18 protein-coding genes are annotated in these 19,152 nt (G+C 74.0%); 5 read left to right on the top strand and 13 right to left on the bottom strand.

Annotated features, from left to right (window positions below; genetic code table 11):
• Positions 1 to 30 precede the first annotated feature (30 nt).
• From ACFT41_RS25565 to ACFT41_RS25535, 7 genes are all read right to left on the bottom strand, one after another.
• Entirely contained in the window at positions 31 to 636 is a 606-nt protein-coding gene (locus tag ACFT41_RS25565; protein ID WP_377587820.1) for a helix-turn-helix domain-containing protein, read from the bottom strand.
• Between the two features lie 261 nt (positions 637 to 897).
• On the bottom strand, positions 898 to 2,133 hold the full coding sequence (locus ACFT41_RS25560; RefSeq protein WP_377587821.1) for an IS110 family transposase: 1,236 nt from the start codon (positions 2,131 to 2,133) through the stop codon (positions 898 to 900).
• A 339-nt stretch (positions 2,134 to 2,472) separates the two neighbouring features.
• Positions 2,473 to 3,456: a porphobilinogen synthase gene (gene hemB, locus ACFT41_RS25555; protein WP_377587822.1), complete on the bottom strand. Its 984-nt coding sequence runs from the start codon at positions 3,454 to 3,456 to the stop codon at positions 2,473 to 2,475.
• Positions 3,457 to 3,503: 47 nt separating this feature from the next.
• Positions 3,504 to 5,084, bottom strand: coding sequence for a uroporphyrinogen-III synthase (locus ACFT41_RS25550; protein ID WP_377587823.1), 1,581 nt, complete (start codon positions 5,082 to 5,084; stop codon positions 3,504 to 3,506).
• Positions 5,081 to 6,049, bottom strand: coding sequence for a hydroxymethylbilane synthase (gene hemC, locus ACFT41_RS25545; protein ID WP_377587824.1), 969 nt, complete (start codon positions 6,047 to 6,049; stop codon positions 5,081 to 5,083). Before hemC ends, ACFT41_RS25550 begins: the two co-directional genes overlap by 4 nt.
• Positions 6,046 to 7,389, bottom strand: coding sequence for a glutamyl-tRNA reductase (locus ACFT41_RS25540; protein ID WP_377587825.1), 1,344 nt, complete (start codon positions 7,387 to 7,389; stop codon positions 6,046 to 6,048). The genes hemC and ACFT41_RS25540 overlap by 4 nt, the downstream gene beginning before the upstream one ends.
• Complete coding sequence (locus ACFT41_RS25535) at positions 7,386 to 8,159, bottom strand: redox-sensing transcriptional repressor Rex (protein ID WP_377587826.1); 774 nt, start codon at positions 8,157 to 8,159, stop codon at positions 7,386 to 7,388. The genes ACFT41_RS25540 and ACFT41_RS25535 overlap by 4 nt, the downstream gene beginning before the upstream one ends.
• A 414-nt stretch (positions 8,160 to 8,573) precedes the next feature.
• Between ACFT41_RS25535 and ACFT41_RS25530 the strand changes: the two genes are divergently transcribed.
• Together ACFT41_RS25530 and ACFT41_RS25525 are read left to right on the top strand one after the other, a co-directional pair.
• Positions 8,574 to 9,869 carry a sensor histidine kinase gene (locus ACFT41_RS25530; RefSeq protein ID WP_377587827.1) on the top strand — a complete coding sequence of 432 codons (1,296 nt, stop codon included), beginning with the start codon at positions 8,574 to 8,576 and terminating at the stop codon, positions 9,867 to 9,869.
• Positions 9,870 to 9,916: 47 nt separating this feature from the next.
• On the top strand, positions 9,917 to 10,570 hold the full coding sequence (locus tag ACFT41_RS25525; RefSeq protein WP_377587852.1) for a response regulator transcription factor: 654 nt from the start codon (positions 9,917 to 9,919) through the stop codon (positions 10,568 to 10,570).
• Between the two features lie 129 nt (positions 10,571 to 10,699).
• Here the strand turns inward: ACFT41_RS25525 and ACFT41_RS25520 are convergent, their stop codons facing one another.
• Entirely contained in the window at positions 10,700 to 11,350 is a 651-nt protein-coding gene (locus ACFT41_RS25520; RefSeq protein WP_377587828.1) for an HAD family hydrolase, read from the bottom strand.
• A 57-nt stretch (positions 11,351 to 11,407) separates the two neighbouring features.
• Positions 11,408 to 11,662 (bottom strand): glutaredoxin family protein, encoded by a 255-nt coding sequence (locus ACFT41_RS25515; RefSeq protein WP_377587829.1) that lies wholly within the window; start codon positions 11,660 to 11,662, stop codon positions 11,408 to 11,410.
• Between the two features lie 574 nt (positions 11,663 to 12,236).
• Between ACFT41_RS25515 and ACFT41_RS25510 the strand changes: the two genes are divergently transcribed.
• The 3 genes from ACFT41_RS25510 (at position 12,237) to ACFT41_RS25500 (ending at position 15,782) form a co-directional block, all read left to right on the top strand.
• Positions 12,237 to 13,205 carry an ECF subfamily RNA polymerase sigma factor, BldN family gene (locus ACFT41_RS25510; protein WP_377587830.1) on the top strand — a complete coding sequence of 323 codons (969 nt, stop codon included), beginning with the start codon at positions 12,237 to 12,239 and terminating at the stop codon, positions 13,203 to 13,205.
• 438 nt (positions 13,206 to 13,643) lie between these two features.
• Positions 13,644 to 14,624, top strand: a complete 981-nt coding sequence (locus ACFT41_RS25505; RefSeq protein WP_377587831.1) for a DUF5667 domain-containing protein — start codon at positions 13,644 to 13,646, stop codon at positions 14,622 to 14,624.
• Positions 14,625 to 14,924: 300 nt separating this feature from the next.
• Positions 14,925 to 15,782: an HAD family hydrolase gene (locus tag ACFT41_RS25500; RefSeq protein ID WP_377587853.1), complete on the top strand. Its 858-nt coding sequence runs from the start codon at positions 14,925 to 14,927 to the stop codon at positions 15,780 to 15,782.
• A 101-nt stretch (positions 15,783 to 15,883) separates the two neighbouring features.
• Here the strand turns inward: ACFT41_RS25500 and ACFT41_RS25495 are convergent, their stop codons facing one another.
• The 4 genes from ACFT41_RS25495 to ACFT41_RS25480 form a co-directional block, all read right to left on the bottom strand.
• A complete protein-coding gene (locus ACFT41_RS25495; RefSeq protein WP_377587854.1) occupies positions 15,884 to 16,780 on the bottom strand; it encodes a lysophospholipid acyltransferase family protein in 897 nt (298 codons plus the stop codon).
• A gap of 191 nt (positions 16,781 to 16,971) precedes the next feature.
• Positions 16,972 to 18,045, bottom strand: coding sequence for an NAD-dependent epimerase/dehydratase family protein (locus ACFT41_RS25490; RefSeq protein ID WP_377587832.1), 1,074 nt, complete (start codon positions 18,043 to 18,045; stop codon positions 16,972 to 16,974).
• Between the two features lie 124 nt (positions 18,046 to 18,169).
• Entirely contained in the window at positions 18,170 to 18,271 is a 102-nt protein-coding gene (locus ACFT41_RS25485) for a 30S ribosomal protein bS22 (RefSeq protein WP_007465623.1), read from the bottom strand.
• Positions 18,272 to 18,555: 284 nt separating this feature from the next.
• The gene (locus ACFT41_RS25480) at positions 18,556 to 18,765 is read right to left on the bottom strand and encodes a helix-turn-helix domain-containing protein (protein WP_007073166.1); all 210 of its coding nucleotides are present in this window, start codon (positions 18,763 to 18,765) and stop codon (positions 18,556 to 18,558) included.
• Positions 18,766 to 19,152 lie beyond the last annotated feature (387 nt).

The following is a 19,152-nucleotide window of genomic DNA, read 5'->3' as shown; positions in this document are numbered from 1 at the left end:
CACCCGGCTTCTCGGCCGGGTGACGGGCCGTCAGCCGTACGGCGGGACGACGCGCGGCGGTGGCGGCACGTGCCGGAGCTTGCCGACGCGGACCTCCCACCGGCTGCGGCGCCGCATCGCGTCCCGGTAGGCGCGGTTGCGGTAGAAGGTCTCCGGCGGGCGGGCCAGCCCGTAGACGTCGGCCCACCACTCCCCCGGCTCGGGGTCGAGAATGGTGTCCAGGTGGGACGGGTAGCGGCGCTCGGCCCCGTCTCGGGTGTCGTCGCGGTCACGCATCGGCTGGAGTACCCGGCCGAACTCGTCCACCACGGCCAGCCGGAAGCCCGCCGCCGCGAGGAGCCGGCGCAGCACGGCGATGCTCGGGGTCAGCGCGCCGGCCTCGATCCGCCCGATCGTGGACGGGTGGACGCCGGCGTAGACGGCCAGCTCGCGTTGGCTGGCGTCGGCCCGCCGACGCACGGCCCGGATGATGCCGGCCGCCGGCCACGGGATGTCGAACGGCTCGGTCAGCATCGCCCGCGGTTCGCCGGCCGCGCTGTCGCCGGATGGGGCGTCGCCGGCCGGCTCGTCGCCGGCCTCGGCGTCGTCGCCTCCCGGGTCACCGTCGGGCTGTTGTGGCGCGGTGTGGGCTGCCATGGGCCCACGTTCCCCGCCCGCGCGGGCCGGCCGCAACCCCGCCCCGCGCGGCTGTGGATAACCGGGCTTCTGGCGGGAACCGCTCGCCAGTACGGGCCGGCCGGGAGTCGGGGCTGGGGCCGGGGCTGCCCGGGGGCCGATCGGGGCAGGGGGCGGCCACTCCACTCGGCACCTTTGCTCTGCACCCGCCGACGCAGCAGTCACCCTGGGTGAGCGTTGCGCCCGTGGGTGCAGAACAAAGACATCCCAGGTGTTTGGGTGTCAAGCGGGGGTGTGGTTGAGGTGGTGTGACCAGGCGGTTGTCTCGTTGTAGACGGTGCCGGTCTTGAGGCAGCCGTGGAGGATGCCGACGAGTCGGTTGGCGAGTTGTCGTAGGGCGGTGCGGTAGCTGGCGCCGCGGGCGCGTTGTTGGTCGTAGTAGCCGCGGGCTCCGGGGGATGCGCGTAGCGAGGTGAACGCCTGGGTCATGAGCGCGTCGATGAGCCGGTCGTTGTGTACGAACCGGGCGGTGATGGTCTTCTTCTTCCCGGACGCGCGGGTGATCGGGCTGGTCGCGGCGTAGTTCTTGCGGGCCTTGGCCGTGGTGTAGCGGTCGTGGTCGTCTCCGAACTCGGCCAGTACCCGGGCGCCGAGGGTGACACCGAGTCCGGGTTGGGACAGGATGATCTCAGCGTCCGGGTGTCGGCCAAAATGGGCCTCCACCTGCCTTTGCAGGGTGTTGACCTGCTCGTTGAGGGTGACCAGCAGCGCGACCAGGGCACGCGCCGAGGCGGCGTAGGCGGTGGTGACGACTGCGGGCTGGCCGAGGTACTCGGCGCGTAGCGCCGCCTGGATGGCGGTGGCCTTGGCGGCGATGTCACGGCGGTGGGCCTGTTTCAGGGCCGCGCTGATCTGCGCGAGGCTCAGCCGGGCGGCGCTGGCCGGATCAGGTGCTCTGGCCAGGAGTGTCAGGGTGTCGACGGCGTCGAGGTCGGTGAACGCGACCAACGCGGCCGGGAAGTACTCCCGCAGCGCATGCCGCAGCCGCTGCCCGGCGCGAGTGCGTTCCCAGATCAACGTCTTGTGCATCCGGGTGACGACCTTGACCGCCTCGGCCTCGGCGCTGTCACCCGCGACCGGACGCAGTTGGTGTGAGTCCGTGCGTACCATGTCGGCCAGCATGTGCGCGTCAGCCGCGTCGCTCTTGGCCCCGGACACCGCAAGGCGTTGCCGATACCGAGCCGCCTGCAACGGGTTGACCGCGTACACCGTGTAACCGGCGGCGATCAACGCCTGCACCCACGGACCCCGATCAGTCTCGATACCGATCTTCACCTGACCGGCATCGTCGACACCAACCCTGTCAGCGTCGCCGAGCTGCGCGCCGATCATCGCGTGCAACCGCGCGGCACCCTCGACACCCTCAGGCAGGCGGGCCTTGGCCAACCGGCGTCCCGTGGCATCCATCAACTCGACGTCATGGTGGTCCTCGGCCCAGTCGTCCCCTACGAACAGCATCACATCTCCCGCCCACGCCAACGAAACGGACACTTTCGGTAGCCGGCAGGAGAACCATCAGCGACCTAATGAAGCAGTGCTCACGCACGCACACAGCGGGCACGACATCCCATCAGCGATCAACTCTCCTCACCAACCGGCAGCGGCACGATCTTTGCTCAGGACTCAAGGCCCAGGGGCGACAAGTGCTCATCCACCAGCGGCTACCCACCAGGAGTCTGCCGCACCCACCGACCAACTCCCAGAACTCATTAGGAGGCGAAAGGGTGGGTGAGTGCCGAGCCAGACAGGCGCACAAAATAGACAAAAGGTGCAGGGCGGGTGCCACCCCACATGCGCTCAGTAGCGCTGGCGGAGCAGGTGGGCCGCCTCGACCGCCCAGTAGGTGAGGATGACCTGCGCCCCGGCGCGCCGGATCGAGGTCAGCGTCTCCAGCATGACCCGTTCCCGGTCGATCCAGCCGTTCGCGGCGGCGGCCTCGACCATCGCGTACTCGCCGGAGACCTGGTAGGCGGCGACCGGGACGTCGACCGCCGCGCGGACCGCCGCCACCACGTCGAGGTAGGGCAGGGCCGGCTTGACCATCACCAGGTCGGCGCCCTCAGCGACGTCCAGGGCCACCTCGCGCAGGGACTCCCGCAGGTTCGCCGGGTCCTGCTGGTAGGTGCGCCGGTCCCCGTCGAGGCACGACTCCACCGCGTCCCGGAACGGGCCGTAGAAGGCGGAGGCGTACTTCGCCGCGTACGCCAGCACCGCCACGTCGGTGTGCCCGGCGGCGTCCAGGGCCCGGCGGACCACGCCCACCTGGCCGTCCATCATCCCGGACGGGCCGACCATGCCCACCCCGGCGGCGGCCTGGGCCACCGCCATCTCCGCGTACGCGGCGAGGGTGGCGTCGTTGTCCACCTCACCGTCGGGGGTGAGCAGGCCGCAGTGCCCGTGCGAGGTGAACTCGTCCAGACACAGGTCGCTCATCACCACCGTGGCGTCGCCGACCTCGGCGACCACGTCGGCGATGGCGACGTTGAGGATGCCGCCCGGGTCGATGCCGCCGGAGCCGCGCTCGTCCCGCGTCGCCGGCACCCCGAAGAGCATGATCCCGCCCACGCCGGCCTGGACCGCCTCGGTGGCGGCCTTGCGCAGCGAGTCCCGGGAGTGCTGGAGCACCCCCGGGAGCGACGCGATCGGGCGCGGCTCGGTCAGCCCCTCCTTGACGAACATCGGCACGACCAGCTCGGCCGGGTCGACGCGGGTCTCGGAGACCAGCCGCCGCACGGCCGCGTTACGGCGCAGCCGGCGGGGCCGGATCTCGGGGTACGGCATGAGGGGCCTCCCTGGACGAGCTGTGCCGACCTGTACAGCCGGTGCGACTAGCGGAACCGCAGGGCGGTCGGCCCCTGCACCTTCGAGCCCCGGCGCTGCTTCGCCGGCATGGCGGCGAGCTTCTCGCGCAGCTCGACGGCGTAGGCGGCGAGCGCCTCCACCAGGTCGGGCACCGAGGCGTGCTGAGGCTGGACGTCGACCCGCAGGCCGAACTCCGTCGCGGTCTCCGCCGTCTTGGGCCCGATGACGGCGACAACGGTACGCGCGTGCGGCTTCCCGGCGATGCCGACCAGGTTCCGGACCGTGGAGGACGAGGTGAACAGCACCGCGTCGAATCCGCCCGACTTGATCGCGTCCCGGATCTCGGCGGGCGGCGGGGCGGCCCGGACCGTGCGGTAGGCGGTCACGTCGTCGACCTCCCAGCCACGCTCGGTGAGCCCGGCGGCGAGGGTCTCGGTGGCGATGTCGGCGCGCGGCAGCAGCACCCGGCCCACCGGGTCGAGGATCTCGTCGTGCGGCGAGAACTCGGCGAGCAGCCCCTCGGAGGACTGCTCCCCGGCGGGGACCAGCTCCGGCTGGATGCCGAACGCGCGGACGGCGTCGGCGGTGGCCTCGCCGATGCAGGCGATCTTGACGCCGCCGAAGTGCCGGGCGTCCAGGCCGTGCTCGGCGAACTTCTCCCAGACCGCGCGGACGGCGTTGACCGAGGTGAAGACCACCCAGGCGTACCGGCCGTCGACCAGGCCCTTGACCGCCCGCTCCATCTGGGCGGGGGTACGCGGCGGCTCGACCGCGATGGTCGGCACCTCGCAGGGGATCGCCCCGTACGCGCGCAACCGCGCGCTCATCGCGCCGGCCTGCTCCTTGGTGCGGGGGACGAGCACCTTCCAGCCGTACAGCGGGCGGTTCTCCCACCAGCTCATCTTGTCGCGCTGACCGACGCCCTCGCCGACGGTGAGCACGACCCGGCCGGTGAAGCCGAGCGCCGCCGCGACGAACGAGTCCACGGTCGACGTGGTCGTGTACTGGGTCTCCCCGGTGCCGTCGCCGGTCACCCCGACGCCGGTGGTGCCGTCGACCCCGGCGGCGAGCAGGCCGTCGCGGATCGCGGCCAGGTCACCGGCGTCCACGGCGAGCGCCAGCGAGCCCCGGCCGACGGCGGCGGCGAGCGCGTCGAAGTCCAGCGCGGTGACGTCCTCGACGTCGGCGGCGGTGCGTACGCCCGGCAGCGGCACGCCCGCGTACGTGGCGACGCCCTCGGCCTGGCCGACGCCCGGCACCACCTCGAAGTGCGCGGCGGTGCGGGCGACGGCCTGCACCTCCTTGACCACGGAGTCGTGGCCGAACGGGTCGCCGGCGACCAGGTGGACGGCGTTCAGGCCGGACCTCGCGGCCGAGATCAGCACCTTCGCCACGTCACCCGGCACGCCCTCCGCCGGGGAGAACTGGGCGTCGGACTTGGCCTGGGCGCGCACGGCGTCGAGCAGCGACTCGGGGACTCCCCGGTCGTATACCACCTGGTCGGCGTCGACCAGGGCGTCGTGCGCCCGGCGGGTCAGCAGGCCCGGGTCGCCGGGGCCGGCCCCGACGAACGCGATGCGGCCTACGGGCTTACGGGTGCGGGTCATTCTGTGCTCCCAAATTGCTGGGTCCCCGGACCGGCGTTTCCTTCGTGGCCGAGGATCGAGTCGGCGCCGAGTTCGAGGAGTTCGGCGGCGAGTGCCTTGCCGATCTCCGCCGCGTCGGCGGGCGTTCCGGTGCGGGACAGCCGGAGGTCTCGCGTGCCGTCCGGGCTGATCACCGCCCCGCGCAGGTAGATCTCATCGCCGGCGTCGCCTTCGGCGAGTTCCGCAAAGGCGGCGACGGGTGCGCTGCACCCGGCCTCCAGGGTGGCCAGCAGCGCCCGTTCCGCGGTGACCGCGGCCCGGGACGGTGCATGGTCGAGCGCCGCGAGCAGCTCGACCAGGTCGGTGTCGTCGGCCCGGCACTCCACGGCCAGCGCGCCCTGGGCGGGCGCGGGCAGCATGAGCATCGGGTCGAGCGTCTCGGTGATCACGTCGGTCCGGTCGAGTCGGGCCAGCCCGGCCCGGGCCAGGACGATCGCGTCGAGGTCGGCGCCGGGGCCGAGGACCCGCGCCAGCCGGGTGTCCACGTTGCCGCGGATCGGGGTGACCTCCAGTTGCAACCCGAGCGCGTGCAGCTGGGCGATGCGGCGCAGCGCGCCCGTGCCGACCAGGGCGCCGGCCGGCAGCTCGGCGAGGGTGCGCCCGCCTGTGGCGACCAGCGCGTCGCGCGGGTCCTGGCGGGGTGGCACCGCCGCGATGTGCAGCCCGGGGTCCGCCGCGGTGGGCAGGTCCTTGTAGGAGTGCACCGCGAGGTCGATGGTGCGAGCGGTCAGGGCGTCGCGCAGCGCGGAGACGAAGACGCCGACGCCGAGCCGGTGCACGGGGGCGGACGAGCGGTCGCCGGCGGTGACCACCTCGACGAGCTCGACCTCGCGGCCGGTCGCCGCGGTGAGCGCCGCGGCGACCTGGCCGGACTGGGCCATCGCCAGCGCGCTGCCCCGGGTGCCGAGGCGCAGGGGGGCGGTCATCTCTCGCCTCCGGGATACGGGGTGGGGTCGGTGTCGACCACGTCGGGGACGGTGTCGACGGGGGACGTCTGCGGGACCTGGAGGTCGAACAGCTCGCGCAGCAGCGCGGCGTACTGGTCGCCGCCGGGCTCGGCGGCGAGCTGGCGGACCCGCACGGTGGGCTGGTGCAGCAGCCGCTGCACGACCCGGTGCACCGTGCGGGCCACCTCGGCGCGCTGGTCGTCGCTGAGGTCGGGGCGACGTTGGGCCAGCCGGCGCAGCTCGGCGGTGACCACGTCCTCGGCCCGGCCGCGCAGGGCGGCCACGGTCGGTGCCACGTCGGTGCCGCGCAGCCAGGTGAGGAAGGACTCGACCTCGGCGGCGACGATCCGTTCGACAGCGGCGGCGTCGATGGCGGCGGGGCCGCCGGCCAGGACCACCGCCATCCGGTCGATGTCGATCACCTCGACGCCGGGCAGCCCGGCCACGCCGGCCTCGACGTCGCGGGGAACGGCGAGGTCGAGCAGCACGAGCGGGCCCCGGTCGGGGTCGCGGCCGGCGAGCGCCCGGGTGACCACCTCGCGGGTGAGGACCGGTTCGGTGGCCGCGGTGGCGGCCACTACGATGTCCACTGTGGAGAGCACGTCGGTCAGCCCGGCCATGGGCGCGGCGCTGGCCCCGTACGACTCGGCCAGCCGGACGGCCCGGTCGGCCCCCCGGTTGGTCACGGTGAGCGGGCCCGCGCCGAGCCGGGAGAGCGTCGCCACACCCAGCGCGCCCATCGCGCCGGCACCGACCACGAGGGCCGGGCGGCCGGCGAGCGCGCCGTCGAGGTGGCCGGCGGCCAGGTCGAGCGCGGCGCTGACGACGCTCTGGCCGGCCCGGTCGATCCCGGTCTCGGCGTGCGCCCGCTTGCCCACCCGCAGCGCCTGCTGCATCAGCTCGTGCAACAGCCGGCCGGCTGAGTCGGCCCCGCCGGCCCAGTGGTACGCGTCGCGGAGCTGGCCGAGGATCTGCGCCTCGCCGACGACCATCGAGTCCAGTCCGGCGGCGACCCGGAAGACGTGGTCGACGGCGGCGGCGTCGTAGTGCACGTAGAGGTGGTTGGCCAGGCTCGCGGGCGGGGTACCGGCCTGCTCGGCGAGGACGGCGCAGACGTCGCCGAGGCCGCCGTGGAAACCGGACACGGCGGCGTAGACCTCCACCCGGTTACAGGTGGAGACCAGCACCGCCTCGCTCACGTACGGCTGGGCGAGCAGGTGGTCCAGGGTGCGGGTGAGGTCGGCCGGGCCGACCGCCAGCTGCTCCAGGGTGGCGACGGGTGCGGTGCGGTAGGACGCGCCGACGACGAGCAGTTTCACGTGCCGATCGCCTCCTGGGGGTCGGTGGCCGCGAGCCCGCCGGGCAGGGCCGTGAGGGCGGTCCCGCCGGCGGCGGGCAGCGCGGTCAGCGACGCCTTGCGGTGCTCGTGGAAGGACAGGATCTGCAACTCGATGGCGAGGTCGACCTTGCGCACGTCGACCCCGTCCGGCACCGAGAGTACGCACGGCGCGAAGTTGAGGATGCTCGTCACGCCGACGGCGACCAGCTGGTCGGCGACCGCCTGGGCGGCGCGGGCCGGGGTGGCGATCACGCCGATGGCGATCGGCTCCTCGGCGGCGATGCGGGGCAGCTCGTCGACGTGCCGTACGACCAGGCCGTTGATCTCCTCGCCGACCCGTCCCGGGTCGGCGTCCAGCAGCGCGGCGATGCGGAAGCCGCGGCCTGCGAAGCCGGCGTAGCCGGCGAGGGCGTGACCGAGATTACCCACCCCGACCAGGGCGACGGCCCGCCGCTGGGTGAGCCCGAGCACGAACTCGATCTGCTCGACCAGCAGGGCGACGTCGTAGCCCACGCCCCGGGTGCCGTAGGAGCCGAGGTGGGACAGGTCCTTGCGGAGCTTGGCGGAGTTGACCCCGGCGGCGCTGGCCAGGCCCTCACTGGAGACGGTCTCGTGACCGGACTCGGCGAGGTTGTGCAGGGCGCGGAGGTATTCGGGCAGCCGCGCGACGGTCGCCTCGGGCAGGTCCGGGAGCGCCGGTACGGCACCGGCGCGGCCGGACGCGCCAGGGTGACGGTGCTGCTGACTCATGAGACTCCGTGCGGTGCGATCCTCGGCCGGCTTCAGCGGCCTGCCGTATCGGGACTCCCGCTGGCGACCGAGATTGCCGGCTGTGCTAGCAGGACGCGTCGGAACTACAGAGTAGGCGCTTGTGAAGACACGCACAAATCGCGATCTTGAAGACCGGCGACCCGCCTCCACCTGCCCCTCCACCCCCCAAGATCGATCCGGCGCCCCGCATGGCCCGCGCCGATTATTACTCATTCCCGACTTCTGTCACCAATCGTGCGAGCGCCCCGCCCGCCGCCGCCCCCGCCCGCCGCCCCGTCCCGCCCAGCGGCGTCCCGCCCAGCGGCGCCCCGGCCGGCGGTAGGGCTGGCACCACCGCCAAGAGGACGGCCGCCGGGATTCCGACGGTGCGGCCGGCGTCCCTAGCCTCGAACCATGACCGCCGTCACCGGGGCCGAACCGGCCGCCCTCCCGCCCAGCGTCCCCCGCCAGCTCCTGCGCGACTCCGGGTACGTGCTGCTCGGCTTCCCCCTCGCCGTGGTCGGCTTCGTGGTCCTGGTGACGGGGCTGGCGCTGGGCGTGGGGCTGGTGGTGACCGTGATCGGCCTGCCCGTCCTCGCCGGCACCCTCTACGCCGCCCGGGGCCTCGCCGACCTGGAGCGGCTGCGGCTGCCCGCCGTGCTCCAGCAGGACCGGGTCCGGCCCGACTACCGCCGGGCCGAGGCGGGGGCCGGCGCCTGGCGGCGGATCCTCGTACCCATCCGGGACGTGCAGTCCTGGCTCGACCTGACCCACGGCATCCTCAACCTGGCCGTGGCCCTCGTCACCTTCGTGGTGACCGTCACCTGGTGGGCCGCCGCGCTCGTCGGCACCCTCTACTCGGTCTACGACTGGGCACTGCCGCACCCGCCCGACGACCAGCCCCTCAGCGAGCTGCTCGGGCTGGGCGACTCGGCCGCCGCCCGGATCGCCATCAACACCGCCGCCGGGTTGTTCTTCCTGTTCACCCTGCCGCTCGTGGTCCGGGGATGCGCGCGGCTCCAGGCCGGCTTCGCCCGCGCCCTGCTCACCGGGGTGGCCGAGATGCGCAGCCGGATCACCGTCCTGGAGGAGCGGCGGCGGGCGGCCGTCTCCGCCGAGGCCACCGCGCTGCGGCGGCTGGAACGCGACATCCACGACGGCCCCCAGCAGCGCCTCGTCCGGCTCGCCATGGACCTCAGCCGGGCCCGGCACCAGCTCGCCGACGACCCCGAGGCCGCCGCCCGGACCCTCGACGAGGCCGTCGCCCAGACCCGGGACACCCTCGCCGAGCTGCGCGCCCTGTCCCGGGGCATCGCCCCGCCGATCCTCGTCGACCGGGGGCTGCCCAGCGCCCTGGCCGCCCTCGCCGGGCGCGGCCTGATCCCGATCGAACTGCGGCTCGACCCCCGGCTGGACACCCCGGACGGGCGACTCGACCCGGCGGTGGAGAGCACCGCCTACTTCGTGGTCGCCGAGGCACTGACCAACGTGGCCAAGCACAGCGGGGCGACGGAGTGCCGGGTCGAGGTGACCCGGGAGGACGACCGGCTGCTGGTCGCCGTCGCCGACGACGGGCGCGGCGGCGCGCACCTGGCCAAGGGGCACGGCCTGGCGGGGATAGCCGACCGGGTGCGCGCGGCGGGCGGCCGGCTCGACGTGGTCAGCCCGGCCGGCGGGCCGACCGAGGTCCACACGGACCTACCGCTGTGACCACGGCAGCCCCCGACCCGGCCGACGGCGTGGTAGACAACAGCACCATGCGAATGGTGATCGCCGACGACGCCGTGCTGCTCCGGGAGGGGCTGGTCCGGCTGCTGACCGAGCGCGGGCACGAGGTGGTGGCCGCCGTCGGCGACGGCGACGCGCTGGTCGAGGCGGTCGTCGCCCACCGGCCCGACGTGTCGATCGTCGACGTGCGGATGCCGCCGTCGCACACCGACGAGGGGCTGCGCGCCGCGGTCGAGGCCCGCCGGCTCGTCCCCCGTACCCCGATCCTGGTCCTGTCCCAGTACGTCGAGGTGTCGTACGCCGACGATCTGCTGGCCACCACCGGCGGTGCCGGCGGCGGGGTGGGCTACCTGCTCAAGGACCGGGTGGCCGACATCGACGAGTTCCTGGACTCGCTGGCCCGGGTCGCCGCCGGCGGCACCGTGCTCGACCCGGAGGTGGTCGGCCAACTGCTGGTCCGCCGACGGCGCGACGACCCGCTGCGGGAGCTGACCCCGCGCGAGCGGGAGGTGCTCGCCCTGATGGCCGAGGGGCACTCCAACACCGCCATCGCCCGCACCCTGGTCGTCACCGACGGCGCGGTGGAGAAGCACGTCCGCAACATCTTCACCAAGCTCGGCCTGCCCCCGGACACCGCCCAGCACCGGCGCGTCCTGGCCGTCCTCGCCTACCTGCGCAGCTGACCGCCGCCCCCTCCGGCTCGGCGCGAGGGCGGCAGCTCAGCGCAGGGCGACGGCTCAGCGCAGGGCAGCGGCTCGGCGCGAGGGCAGCGGCTCGGCGCGAGGGCAGCGGCTCGGCGCGAGGGCGGCAGCTCAGCGCAGGACAGCGGCCAGGGTGACGGCCTCGGTGAGGGTGTCGGCCACCGGGTGGCCGGAGGCCCGCAGCCGGGCCCGGTCGGTGAAGCCCCCCGTGTACAGCACCGCCCGGCCGCCCACCGACACGGCGGCGTCGGCGTCGTCGATCGAGTCCCCGATCAGCACCACCGCGCGGCCGTCCAGCCCCAGCTCGGACAGGTGCTTGGCCAACGACTCGGCCTTGCGGTCGCCGCCGACCGTGGCGCGCAGCCCGTCCACCCGGGCGAACCGCCCCGTCAGCCCGTAGGAGTGCACGGCGGGCACCAGCTCGTCGTGGAACCACATGGACAGCAGGGACTGGCTGCCCGGCCAGGCCGCCATCGCCGCCGCCGCGTCGTCGGCGAGCGCGCAGGTGGTCAACCCGCTGCGGTACGCGTCGTGGAAGATCCGGTCCAGCGCACCGAACGCCTCGTCGTCGACCGCCCGGCCGAGCACCCCGGCGTAGTAGTCGGCGATCGGGCGACGGAACCGCACCCGGTGCTCGTCCGCGGTGACCGCCGGCCCGCCCACGCTGGCGAACGCGGCGTTGGTGGCCGCCACCACCAGGTCGAGGTCGTTGAGCAGGGTGCCGTTCCAGTCCCAGACGAGGTGGGGGCGCGCAGAGGTCATCCGAGCACGATAGGCGGCGGGCGGCCACCGTGGGGACCGGCGGGCTGCGGGTCGCAGTCAGAGCTGCGGGGTGGTGAGGTCTTGCAGCAGGCGCTCCTCCTCCACCCGCCAGTACCCGTGCTCCTTGCCGTCGAGCAGCACCACCGGCAGCCGGTCGCCGTACTCGCGCTCCAGCGCGACGTCGTCGGTCACGTCCTTCTCGATCCACCGGTCGCCGGTGACCGCGACCACCCGGTCGAGCGCCGCCTTCGCGTCCTCGCAGAGGTGGCAGCCGGGGCGGGTGATCAGGGTGAGCCGGGCGTCACTGGACATCGGGAAACCTCCGTGCGGGTGTCGGCCGGGGCCGCCCTCCGGCGGCACCGCGCCCGGACAGTCTCCCCCGGCCTGTCGGTGCGACGCATCCGGTACCGCCGACTCCGCAACCCAGAGTGTGCGGGCGAGCCCCTGCGGGTACGCGGGAAGCGCCCGCGCACCCGTGCGGATAGGCGTCGCAGCCACCTGTCCCGCCCTCTCGCCGAGCGGGTCGATCAGGCGCTGAGCTGGGGTTATCTCTAATCAGCCCGCCGCGCGAAAGTCAACCTCCCCCGACGGACAACCGGTCCGGTGCCGGTGCGACGGGGAAGCAAATACTTCTGCTCTGTGTAACGGACTTGCCACGCGCGGGTGACGTTGGCCCTATTATCACTCGGGTCGACTCACCCCATTTGCCGTGAGTCGACACCCCTCAGCCCGAGGAGGCCCCCGTGCCTGTGAGCGCATTGGACCCGTACCTCAAGGGGATCTGCCGCCTGTCGGCACTTCCCGGACGAGCCCTGCCCGACGGCCCCGGCCGCACCCGTGTCGGGGTGCCCCAGCGGCCCGCGGCGACCCTGATCGGGGAGGCACGGTGACCAGTTTCGGCTACGCGCAGCGACCGGTCGGGCTGGCCGCGGCCGCCCGCGCCGTCCTCAACGAACGGCTGCGCGCCGGCCGGAACCCCGTGGACGACATGTCCAGCCTCGCTGTACGCGGCGACGGGGAGTCCAGACGGTTACGCAACCGGTCCCATCACAACGAGGCACTGCCCCGTCCCGCGACGCCCGGGGGCAACGGCGGACGGGTCGCGTCACCCGCCCGGCCGACCATGCCGGCGCAGGGCCGACGCAGTGGCGACACCCCGCCGGTGACCGATCCGTCGACCACCGACACGGCGGTGCTGCCGGCGGTGCCGGCCAGCCCGCCCCCACCGTCCCCCGGACCCCCGGGCGGCGGCACGCCGACGGGCTTCCCGAGCCGGCCCGACCCGTCCGACCCGGCCACCGAGGTCTGGAAGCTGGTCGAGCGCGCCCAGGCCGGCGAGGCCGAGGCGTTCGGGCTGATCTACGACCGGTACGTCGACACCGTCTTCCGCTTCGTCTATTTCCGGGTCGGCAACCGGCAGCTCGCCGAGGACCTCACCTCCGACACGTTCCTGCGTGCCCTCAAGCGGATCGGCAGCTTCACCTGGCAGGGCCGGGACCTCGGCGCGTGGTTGGTCACCATCGCCCGGAACCTGGTCGCCGACCACTTCAAGTCCGGCCGGTACCGGCTGGAGGTCACCACCGGCGACGTGCTGGACGCCGACCGGGAGGACCGCGGCCCGGAGGGCAGCCCGGAGGCGGCGGTCGTCGAGCACATCACCAACGTCGCCCTGCTCACCGCCGTCAAGCAGCTCAACCCGGAGCAGCAGGAGTGCATCGTCCTGCGGTTCCTGCAGGGCTTTTCCGTGGCGGAGACGGCCCGGGCGATGGGCAAGAACGAAGGTGCGATCAAGGCGTTGCAGTACCGCGCGGTCCGCGCGCTGGCCCGGCTGCTGCCGGACGGCTTCCAGTCCTGACCACCACCGTCGTCGCACCGTACGCCCCACCCTGCCCTGCCCGCCTCGCCCGTGTGCCAGCCCGCCCGGCGGTTCGTCCTCCCAGCTCGGGGCCGACCGCCCGGCCGGCGACGTCCACGCGCCGGGAGCGCGGCCTCGACAGCGGTCCACGCTGTACACCAACCGGGGTACGGCGCGGACCGGGATCGACGGCCAGGGATCGACGACCACGGGGCGTGACGACCATCACTCTTCGTGATTTCGCTCCCGCCGGCCCCGTAACCCGTGCCCGGGGCGGAGCGTTTCTCCCGGTGCGACCGATGGTTCGCCGGCATCCCCCGGGCCCGACGGTCCGGACAGCGCAGCCCACCACGAGCTTCGTCCTGGGTGCACGCTGCCACCGGTCGCTGGTGCCGACAGCGGCCGACCGGCCGCGACCAGCGAGAGGAGGTGCCTGCGGTGACCAGCAACCTCTTCTCCCGCCGGCGCGCCGAGCGCTTCGCGCAGCTTCTCGACGAAGCCAACGGCGGCCGACGTCACCACGTCCGGTCCCGGGCCGACGACCACCTCGCCGCGCTCGTCGCGGTCGGCCAGCAGCTCAACGCCGACCCTCCGCCCGTCGCGGTGGACCCCGACTTCCGCACCGGCCTGCGGGCGATGCTCGTCGCCACCGCCGAGCGGGAGGTCGTCGGGGCCGGCACCACGGCCGCGGAGGCTGCGCCGACCGCCCAGCGGGGCACGCTCGGCCAACACGGCACAGTCGGTCAGCGCGGCACGGCTGGCCAACACGGCACGGCTGGTCGGCGGGGCACGGTCGGTCAGCGCGGCATCGTCGGCGCTGGCCCGCGCGGCCCGCTCCTGCCGGCCGTCACCGCCCGCCGGGCCCGCGCCCGGGGCGCCATCCTCATCGGGGTGACCGCCGGCGCGATCGCCGTCTCCGGCATCTCCGCCGCCAGCGAGAACGCCGTGCCCGGCGACGCCCTGTACGGGATGAAGCGCTCCACGGAGCGGGCCCAGCTGGCCCTGGCCAGCTCGGACCTCAGCCGCGGCCAGCTCTTCCTCGACTTCGCCCGCACCCGGCTCGGCGAGGCCGCCACACTGCGCGGGGACCGACTCGGGTTCGACGCCGTCCTTGAGGACATGGACTCGGACACCCGCCAGGGCGTACGCCTGCTCACCACCACGGCTGCGCAGCGCTCCGACCCGGCCGGTCTGGACGCGGTGAACACCTTCGTCACCGGGCAGCGCCGCGCGGTCGGTGACCTGCTCAACGGGGCCAGTCGTGCGGAGCGGGACCGGGTCCGCCGGTCGATCGTCCTGCTCGACGCGATCCGCAAGCGCTCCGACGCGCTGCGCGCGGCCATCGAGTGCGAGCTGCCCGCGCCGGCCGGCAGCGACGCGCTCGGCCCGACGCCGGCGGCCTGCCCCGGCGAACGCTGACCCCACGCCTTCCCGCCCGTCCCAGGGCCTTCGCCCGTGCACTGCATGCTGCTTCCCACGCGTCACCAGCGTCCCGCACGCCCCCTACGCCCACCACGAGTGGGCGCCCCGCCGTTCGTGCGGTCAAGAAGGGGCCCCTGTACAACGTTATGCGTCAACAAGGTGCCCCTCCCTGCACAAGCAGCGCGCGCCACACTTCTGCTGCACCGGGTGGGGTTGCCACGCCGCCCGGCTACGCTCGCGGGGAGACCCTCGTCGGGGGCGTCGAGCGAGGGAGGTCGGGTGGCCCGCAACGGCAGGATGACGGTCAGCACCGACCGGCGCGGTCACACCGCCGGCTGGGCGGAGACCGAGGCCGCGCCCGCCACCCCGGTTGCCCCCGATCCGGCCGCCGCGGCCTTCTTCGACGTGGACAACACGATGATGCAGGGCGCCTCGATCTACTGGTTCGCCCGCGGGCTCGCCGCCCGCAACTACTTCACCACCGGGGACCTGGCCCGGTTCGCCTGGCAGCAGTTACGCTTCCGGGTGCTCGCCACCGAACACGCCGGGGACATGTCGCAGGCCAAGGAGGCGGCGCTCGCGTTCATCGAGGGCTGGCGGGTCGACGACGTGGAGCGGCTCGCCGAGGAGATCTTCGACGAGCTGATGGCCCCCCGGATCTGGACCGGCACCCGTCGGCTCGCGCAGCGCCACCTGGACGCCGGGGAGCGGGTCTGGCTGGTCAGTGCCGCGCCGGTCGAGATCGGCCGGGTGATCGCGTCCCGGCTGGGGCTGACCGGGGCGATCGGCACCGTCGCCGAGGTGATCGACGGGGCGTACACGGGGCGGTTGGTGGGCGACCTGATGCACGGGCCGGCCAAGGCCGAGGCGGTGACCCAGCTCGCCGCCGTCGAAGGGCTGGACCTGGCCCGCTGCTCCGCCTACAGCGACTCCGCCAACGACCTGCCGATGCTGTCGGCCGTGGGGCGGGCGGTGGCGATCAACCCGGACGGCGCCCTGCTGCGGCAGGCCCGGGAGCGGGGCTGGGAGGTGCGGGACTTCCGCACCGGCCGGCGGGCCGTGAAGATCGCGGTGCCGTCGACGGCCGCGGCCGGGCTGCTCGCGGGTGCGGTCGGCGCCGGGATGGCGCTGCAGAAGCGCCGCCGCGTCCGCTGACGACCCGCCGCCGCGCCTCTCCTGACGACCCCGCCGCCGCGACGCTGACGGCCCGCAGCCCGCCTCCCCTGGGTCGGCGGCCGGTTCGCGGCGGGTCAGGGTCAGGGGCCGAACGGATCGGGGCGGCGTTCCAGCAGGCTGTGCAGGGTCTGCTGGATGGTCTCCCGCACCTGGTCGGCGAGGTTGAACACGACCAGCGGGTCGTCGGCCGAGTCGGTCAGGTGCGCGGTCGGAATCGGCGGGCAGAACTCGATCAGCCACTTGCTGGGCAGCGGCACCATGCCGAGCGGCCCCAGCCACGGGAACGTCGGCGTGACCGGGAAGTATGGCAGCTTGAGCAGCCGGGCGAGGGGCTTGATGTCGGCGAGCATCGGATAGATCTCCTCGCCGCCGACGATCGCCACCGGCACGATCGGGGTGCCGGTGCGCAGCGCCGCCGAGACGAAGCCGCCCCGGCCGAAGCGTTGCAGCTTGTACCGGTCGGAGTAGAGCTTCCCGACGCCCTTGAACCCCTCGGGGAAGACGCCGACGACCTCGCCGGAGCGGAGCAGCCGCTCGGCGTCCGGGTTGCAGGCGACCGTGCCGCCGGTCTTGCGGGCGATCTCGGACACCACCGGCATCCGGAACACCAGGTCGGCGCCGAGCAGCCGCAGGTAGCGGTGGGCCGGGTGCTGGTCGTGCAGGGCGGCGGAGAGGATCAGCGCGTCCAGCGCCACCGTGCCGGAGTGGTTGCCGACCACCAGGCCGGCCCCGTCAGCCGGCACGTGCTCCAGCCCGGTGACCTCGGTGCGGAACCAGTCCCGGTAGAGCAGCCGCAGCATCGGGTGGAACACGGACCCGGTCAGCTCCGGGTCGAACCCGAACTCGTCCACCTGGTAGTCGCCGGAGAGCCGCCGGCGCAGGAACGCCAGCCCGGACGCGACCCGCCGGTCCCACACGTCGCCGGGCTGGTCCGGCACCGCCGCCTTCCGTGGCGCGCGCGCCGCCGGCTCCGGCAGCCCCCGCTCCGCCAGTGGCTCCCGCCGGGCCGGCTTCGGGTCCGCCGGGCCACGGGCCGGCTTGGCGGCGGCCTTTGGGACCGGGCGATGGCCGTTGCGCCGCGCCGGCTCCGCATCCGGGCCGGCCACCACCAGCGGTACGTCGTACCGGCCGTTGGCCCCGGCGCGCCCGCGCTCCTCGTCCGGCTGGGTCACGACCGCTCCCGTGCGGCTGCGCGCACCTGGCGGATGCCGTCGAGGACGGCCCGCTCGGCGGCGGCCAACTGCTCCCGGGTGACCACCACGCCGCCCTGGTGGGCACGGATGAAGTCGTCGAACGCGGCGGCGGTCGAGCGGGGCGCGAAGCCGTACTCGCGCTCCAGGGCGGAGGTGTCCACGACCCGACCGTGCACGAACAGGTCGACCTGGTCCAGGCCGTACCGGCCGAAGCCGAGGCTGCGGGCCAGCGCGACGGCCCCGGACAGGCCCGGTTCGAGCACCGGCACGCCCACCCGCCCGGCCCGCCTGATCGCCTGGGACAGGGAGAGCACGCCCGGCCCGGCGACGTTGAACGTGCCCGGGTGCTCCTCGGCGACCGACCGGTGCAGCACCTCCAGCGCGTCGTCGAAGTGCACGAACTGCAACCGGGGGTCGCGCCCGAACACGGTGGGGACGAACGGCTGGGAGAAGTACCTGGTGAGCGTGGTGTCGGCGGTGGAGCCGATGAACGGCGCGAAGCGCAGCACCGTGGCGGTGACGTCGGGCCGGCGGCGACGGAAGCCGCGGACGTACCCCTCGATGTCGAGGATGTCGCGGCCGAACCCGCCGCGCGGCACCTCGCGCGGCTCGGTCTCCTCGGTGAAGACGGCCGGGTCCCGGAACGACGCCCCGTACGCGGCGGTCGACGAGCGGACGACGAGCTTGCGCAGCCGGGGTGCCCGCTGGCAGGCGGCGAGCAGCTGCATGGTGCCGATGACGTTCTGTTCCTTCATCGCCGACCGGCCGCCCTGCTGAGAATCGGGGGCGGTGACGAGGGCGAGGTGCACCACGGCGTCGACGTCGAGGTCGGCGAGGAGGCCACCGAGCGAGCCGAGGTCGAGCCGGATGCGCTCGACCCGGTCGAGCAGGCCGGCCACCTCGGGGTTGGGGGCGGTCGGGTCGACGCCGATCACCCGCTCGATCCGGGGGTCGGCGGCGAGGCGGGCGGCGACGTGAGCGCCGAGGTAGCGGTTGACCCCGGTGACGACGACCACCCCCGGGGCACCTGGGGTGCCACCGGGGGTCACGTCGTGCACCTACCCCGGCAGGTGGGATCGAGCCGGGGCAACCGCGGCCTGATCACCTGAGCCTCCGAGGGTCGACTGTTGGCAAGCGACACGGGATGCCGGGCCGCAGTGGGCCCGGCCCCGGTCACTTGCCGAGACGGCGACGCTGGACGCGGGTCTTGCGCAGCAGCTTGCGGTGCTTCTTCTTAGCCATGCGCTTGCGGCGCTTCTTGACCACCGAGCCCATACGACGACAGCCTTTCGATGCAACGTGCGGGGCGGACCGGACGACACCACGCGGTGGCGTCGAGGGCCGTTTGCGGACAACGGGCCGGACCGGTTGGCGGGCGGCGGGCGCACCGATGTGCGGTCACGGTCCGGTCCAGGGTAGCCGGAGAGCGTCAGCAGGACCAACGCGCCCCCGTCGATGCCCGTTACGTCGCACTCGATGCCCTTTGCGGGGCACCCCGTGGGATCGCTACGGGGCACTCCGTGGGATCGCCGGACGGCGGATCAGGCCGATCAGGCCGATCAGGCGGTTTCCTGGAACGCGCCCCGGAGGTACTCGTGCACCGCGTGCTCGGGCACCCGGAACGACCGGCCGACCCGCACGGCGGTCAGCTCACCGCTGTGCACCAGCCGATAGACCGTCATCTTCGACACCCGCATCACCGTCGCCACCTCGGCGACGGTGAGGAACCTGACCTCCGACAGCCTGCCGTCGGACTGCGAACCGGTCATGGCCCACCGCCCCATCCCATGCCCCGGCGCGTGCCGCCGGACGGGATCCTCCCGCCAGGACGGGCTACGCGCGTGTTACCAGTACGGTAGCGGGACGGCTGTGACCGGCGCGATCCCTTCACGCATGTTGATCACGCCGGGGGTCGGGTTTCCCCCGCCCGTGGCCTGCCGTTTCGCCCCGACTGGGGCCGGTCGGGCCCGCCTGGGACGCGGCGTCCGGTTGAGCCCGGGTGGGCCGGCGTCCGGTTGGCCTTGCGCCGTGTCGGCGACATTGCGGTATCCGGGCACCCCTGACCCCGCCATGTCGCCGCCATGTTGTCGATCAAGGCACCCGGTGGCTCCGGCGGCGCCACCGGAGCCACCGGGCGGGCGCCCCGGGCCGCTTCC

The sequence above is a fragment of the Micromonospora sp. NPDC057141 genome, from assembly GCF_042670805.1.
Classification (GTDB): Bacteria; Actinomycetota; Actinomycetes; order Mycobacteriales; family Micromonosporaceae; genus Micromonospora.
Note: the sequence above shows the minus strand (reverse complement) of the source record. Positions and strands in the feature narration are given on the sequence as shown.

Bases quoted from the DNA above. Each gene is read 5' to 3' on its own strand.
- ACFT41_RS25550 (WP_377587823.1), bottom strand. From the start codon at position 5,084: ATGACCCGCACCCGTAAGCCCGTAGGCCGCATCGCGTTCGTCGGGGCC.
- hemB (WP_377587822.1), bottom strand. From the start codon at position 3,456: ATGCCGTACCCCGAGATCCGGCCCCGCCGGCTGCGCCGTAACGCGGCC.
- ACFT41_RS25535 (WP_377587826.1), bottom strand. From the start codon at position 8,159: ATGAGTCAGCAGCACCGTCACCCTGGCGCGTCCGGCCGCGCCGGTGCC.
- ACFT41_RS25500 (WP_377587853.1), top strand. From the start codon at position 14,925: ATGACGGTCAGCACCGACCGGCGCGGTCACACCGCCGGCTGGGCGGAG.
- ACFT41_RS25520 (WP_377587828.1), bottom strand. From the start codon at position 11,350: ATGACCTCTGCGCGCCCCCACCTCGTCTGGGACTGGAACGGCACCCTG.
- ACFT41_RS25515 (WP_377587829.1), bottom strand. From the start codon at position 11,662: ATGTCCAGTGACGCCCGGCTCACCCTGATCACCCGCCCCGGCTGCCAC.
- ACFT41_RS25565 (WP_377587820.1), bottom strand. From the start codon at position 636: ATGGCAGCCCACACCGCGCCACAACAGCCCGACGGTGACCCGGGAGGC.
- ACFT41_RS25525 (WP_377587852.1), top strand. From the start codon at position 9,917: ATGCGAATGGTGATCGCCGACGACGCCGTGCTGCTCCGGGAGGGGCTG.
- ACFT41_RS25530 (WP_377587827.1), top strand. From the start codon at position 8,574: ATGACCGCCGTCACCGGGGCCGAACCGGCCGCCCTCCCGCCCAGCGTC.
- ACFT41_RS25485 (WP_007465623.1), bottom strand. From the start codon at position 18,271: ATGGGCTCGGTGGTCAAGAAGCGCCGCAAGCGCATGGCTAAGAAGAAG.
- hemC (WP_377587824.1), bottom strand. From the start codon at position 6,049: ATGACCGCCCCCCTGCGCCTCGGCACCCGGGGCAGCGCGCTGGCGATG.
- ACFT41_RS25560 (WP_377587821.1), bottom strand. From the start codon at position 2,133: ATGCTGTTCGTAGGGGACGACTGGGCCGAGGACCACCATGACGTCGAG.
- ACFT41_RS25480 (WP_007073166.1), bottom strand. From the start codon at position 18,765: ATGACCGGTTCGCAGTCCGACGGCAGGCTGTCGGAGGTCAGGTTCCTC.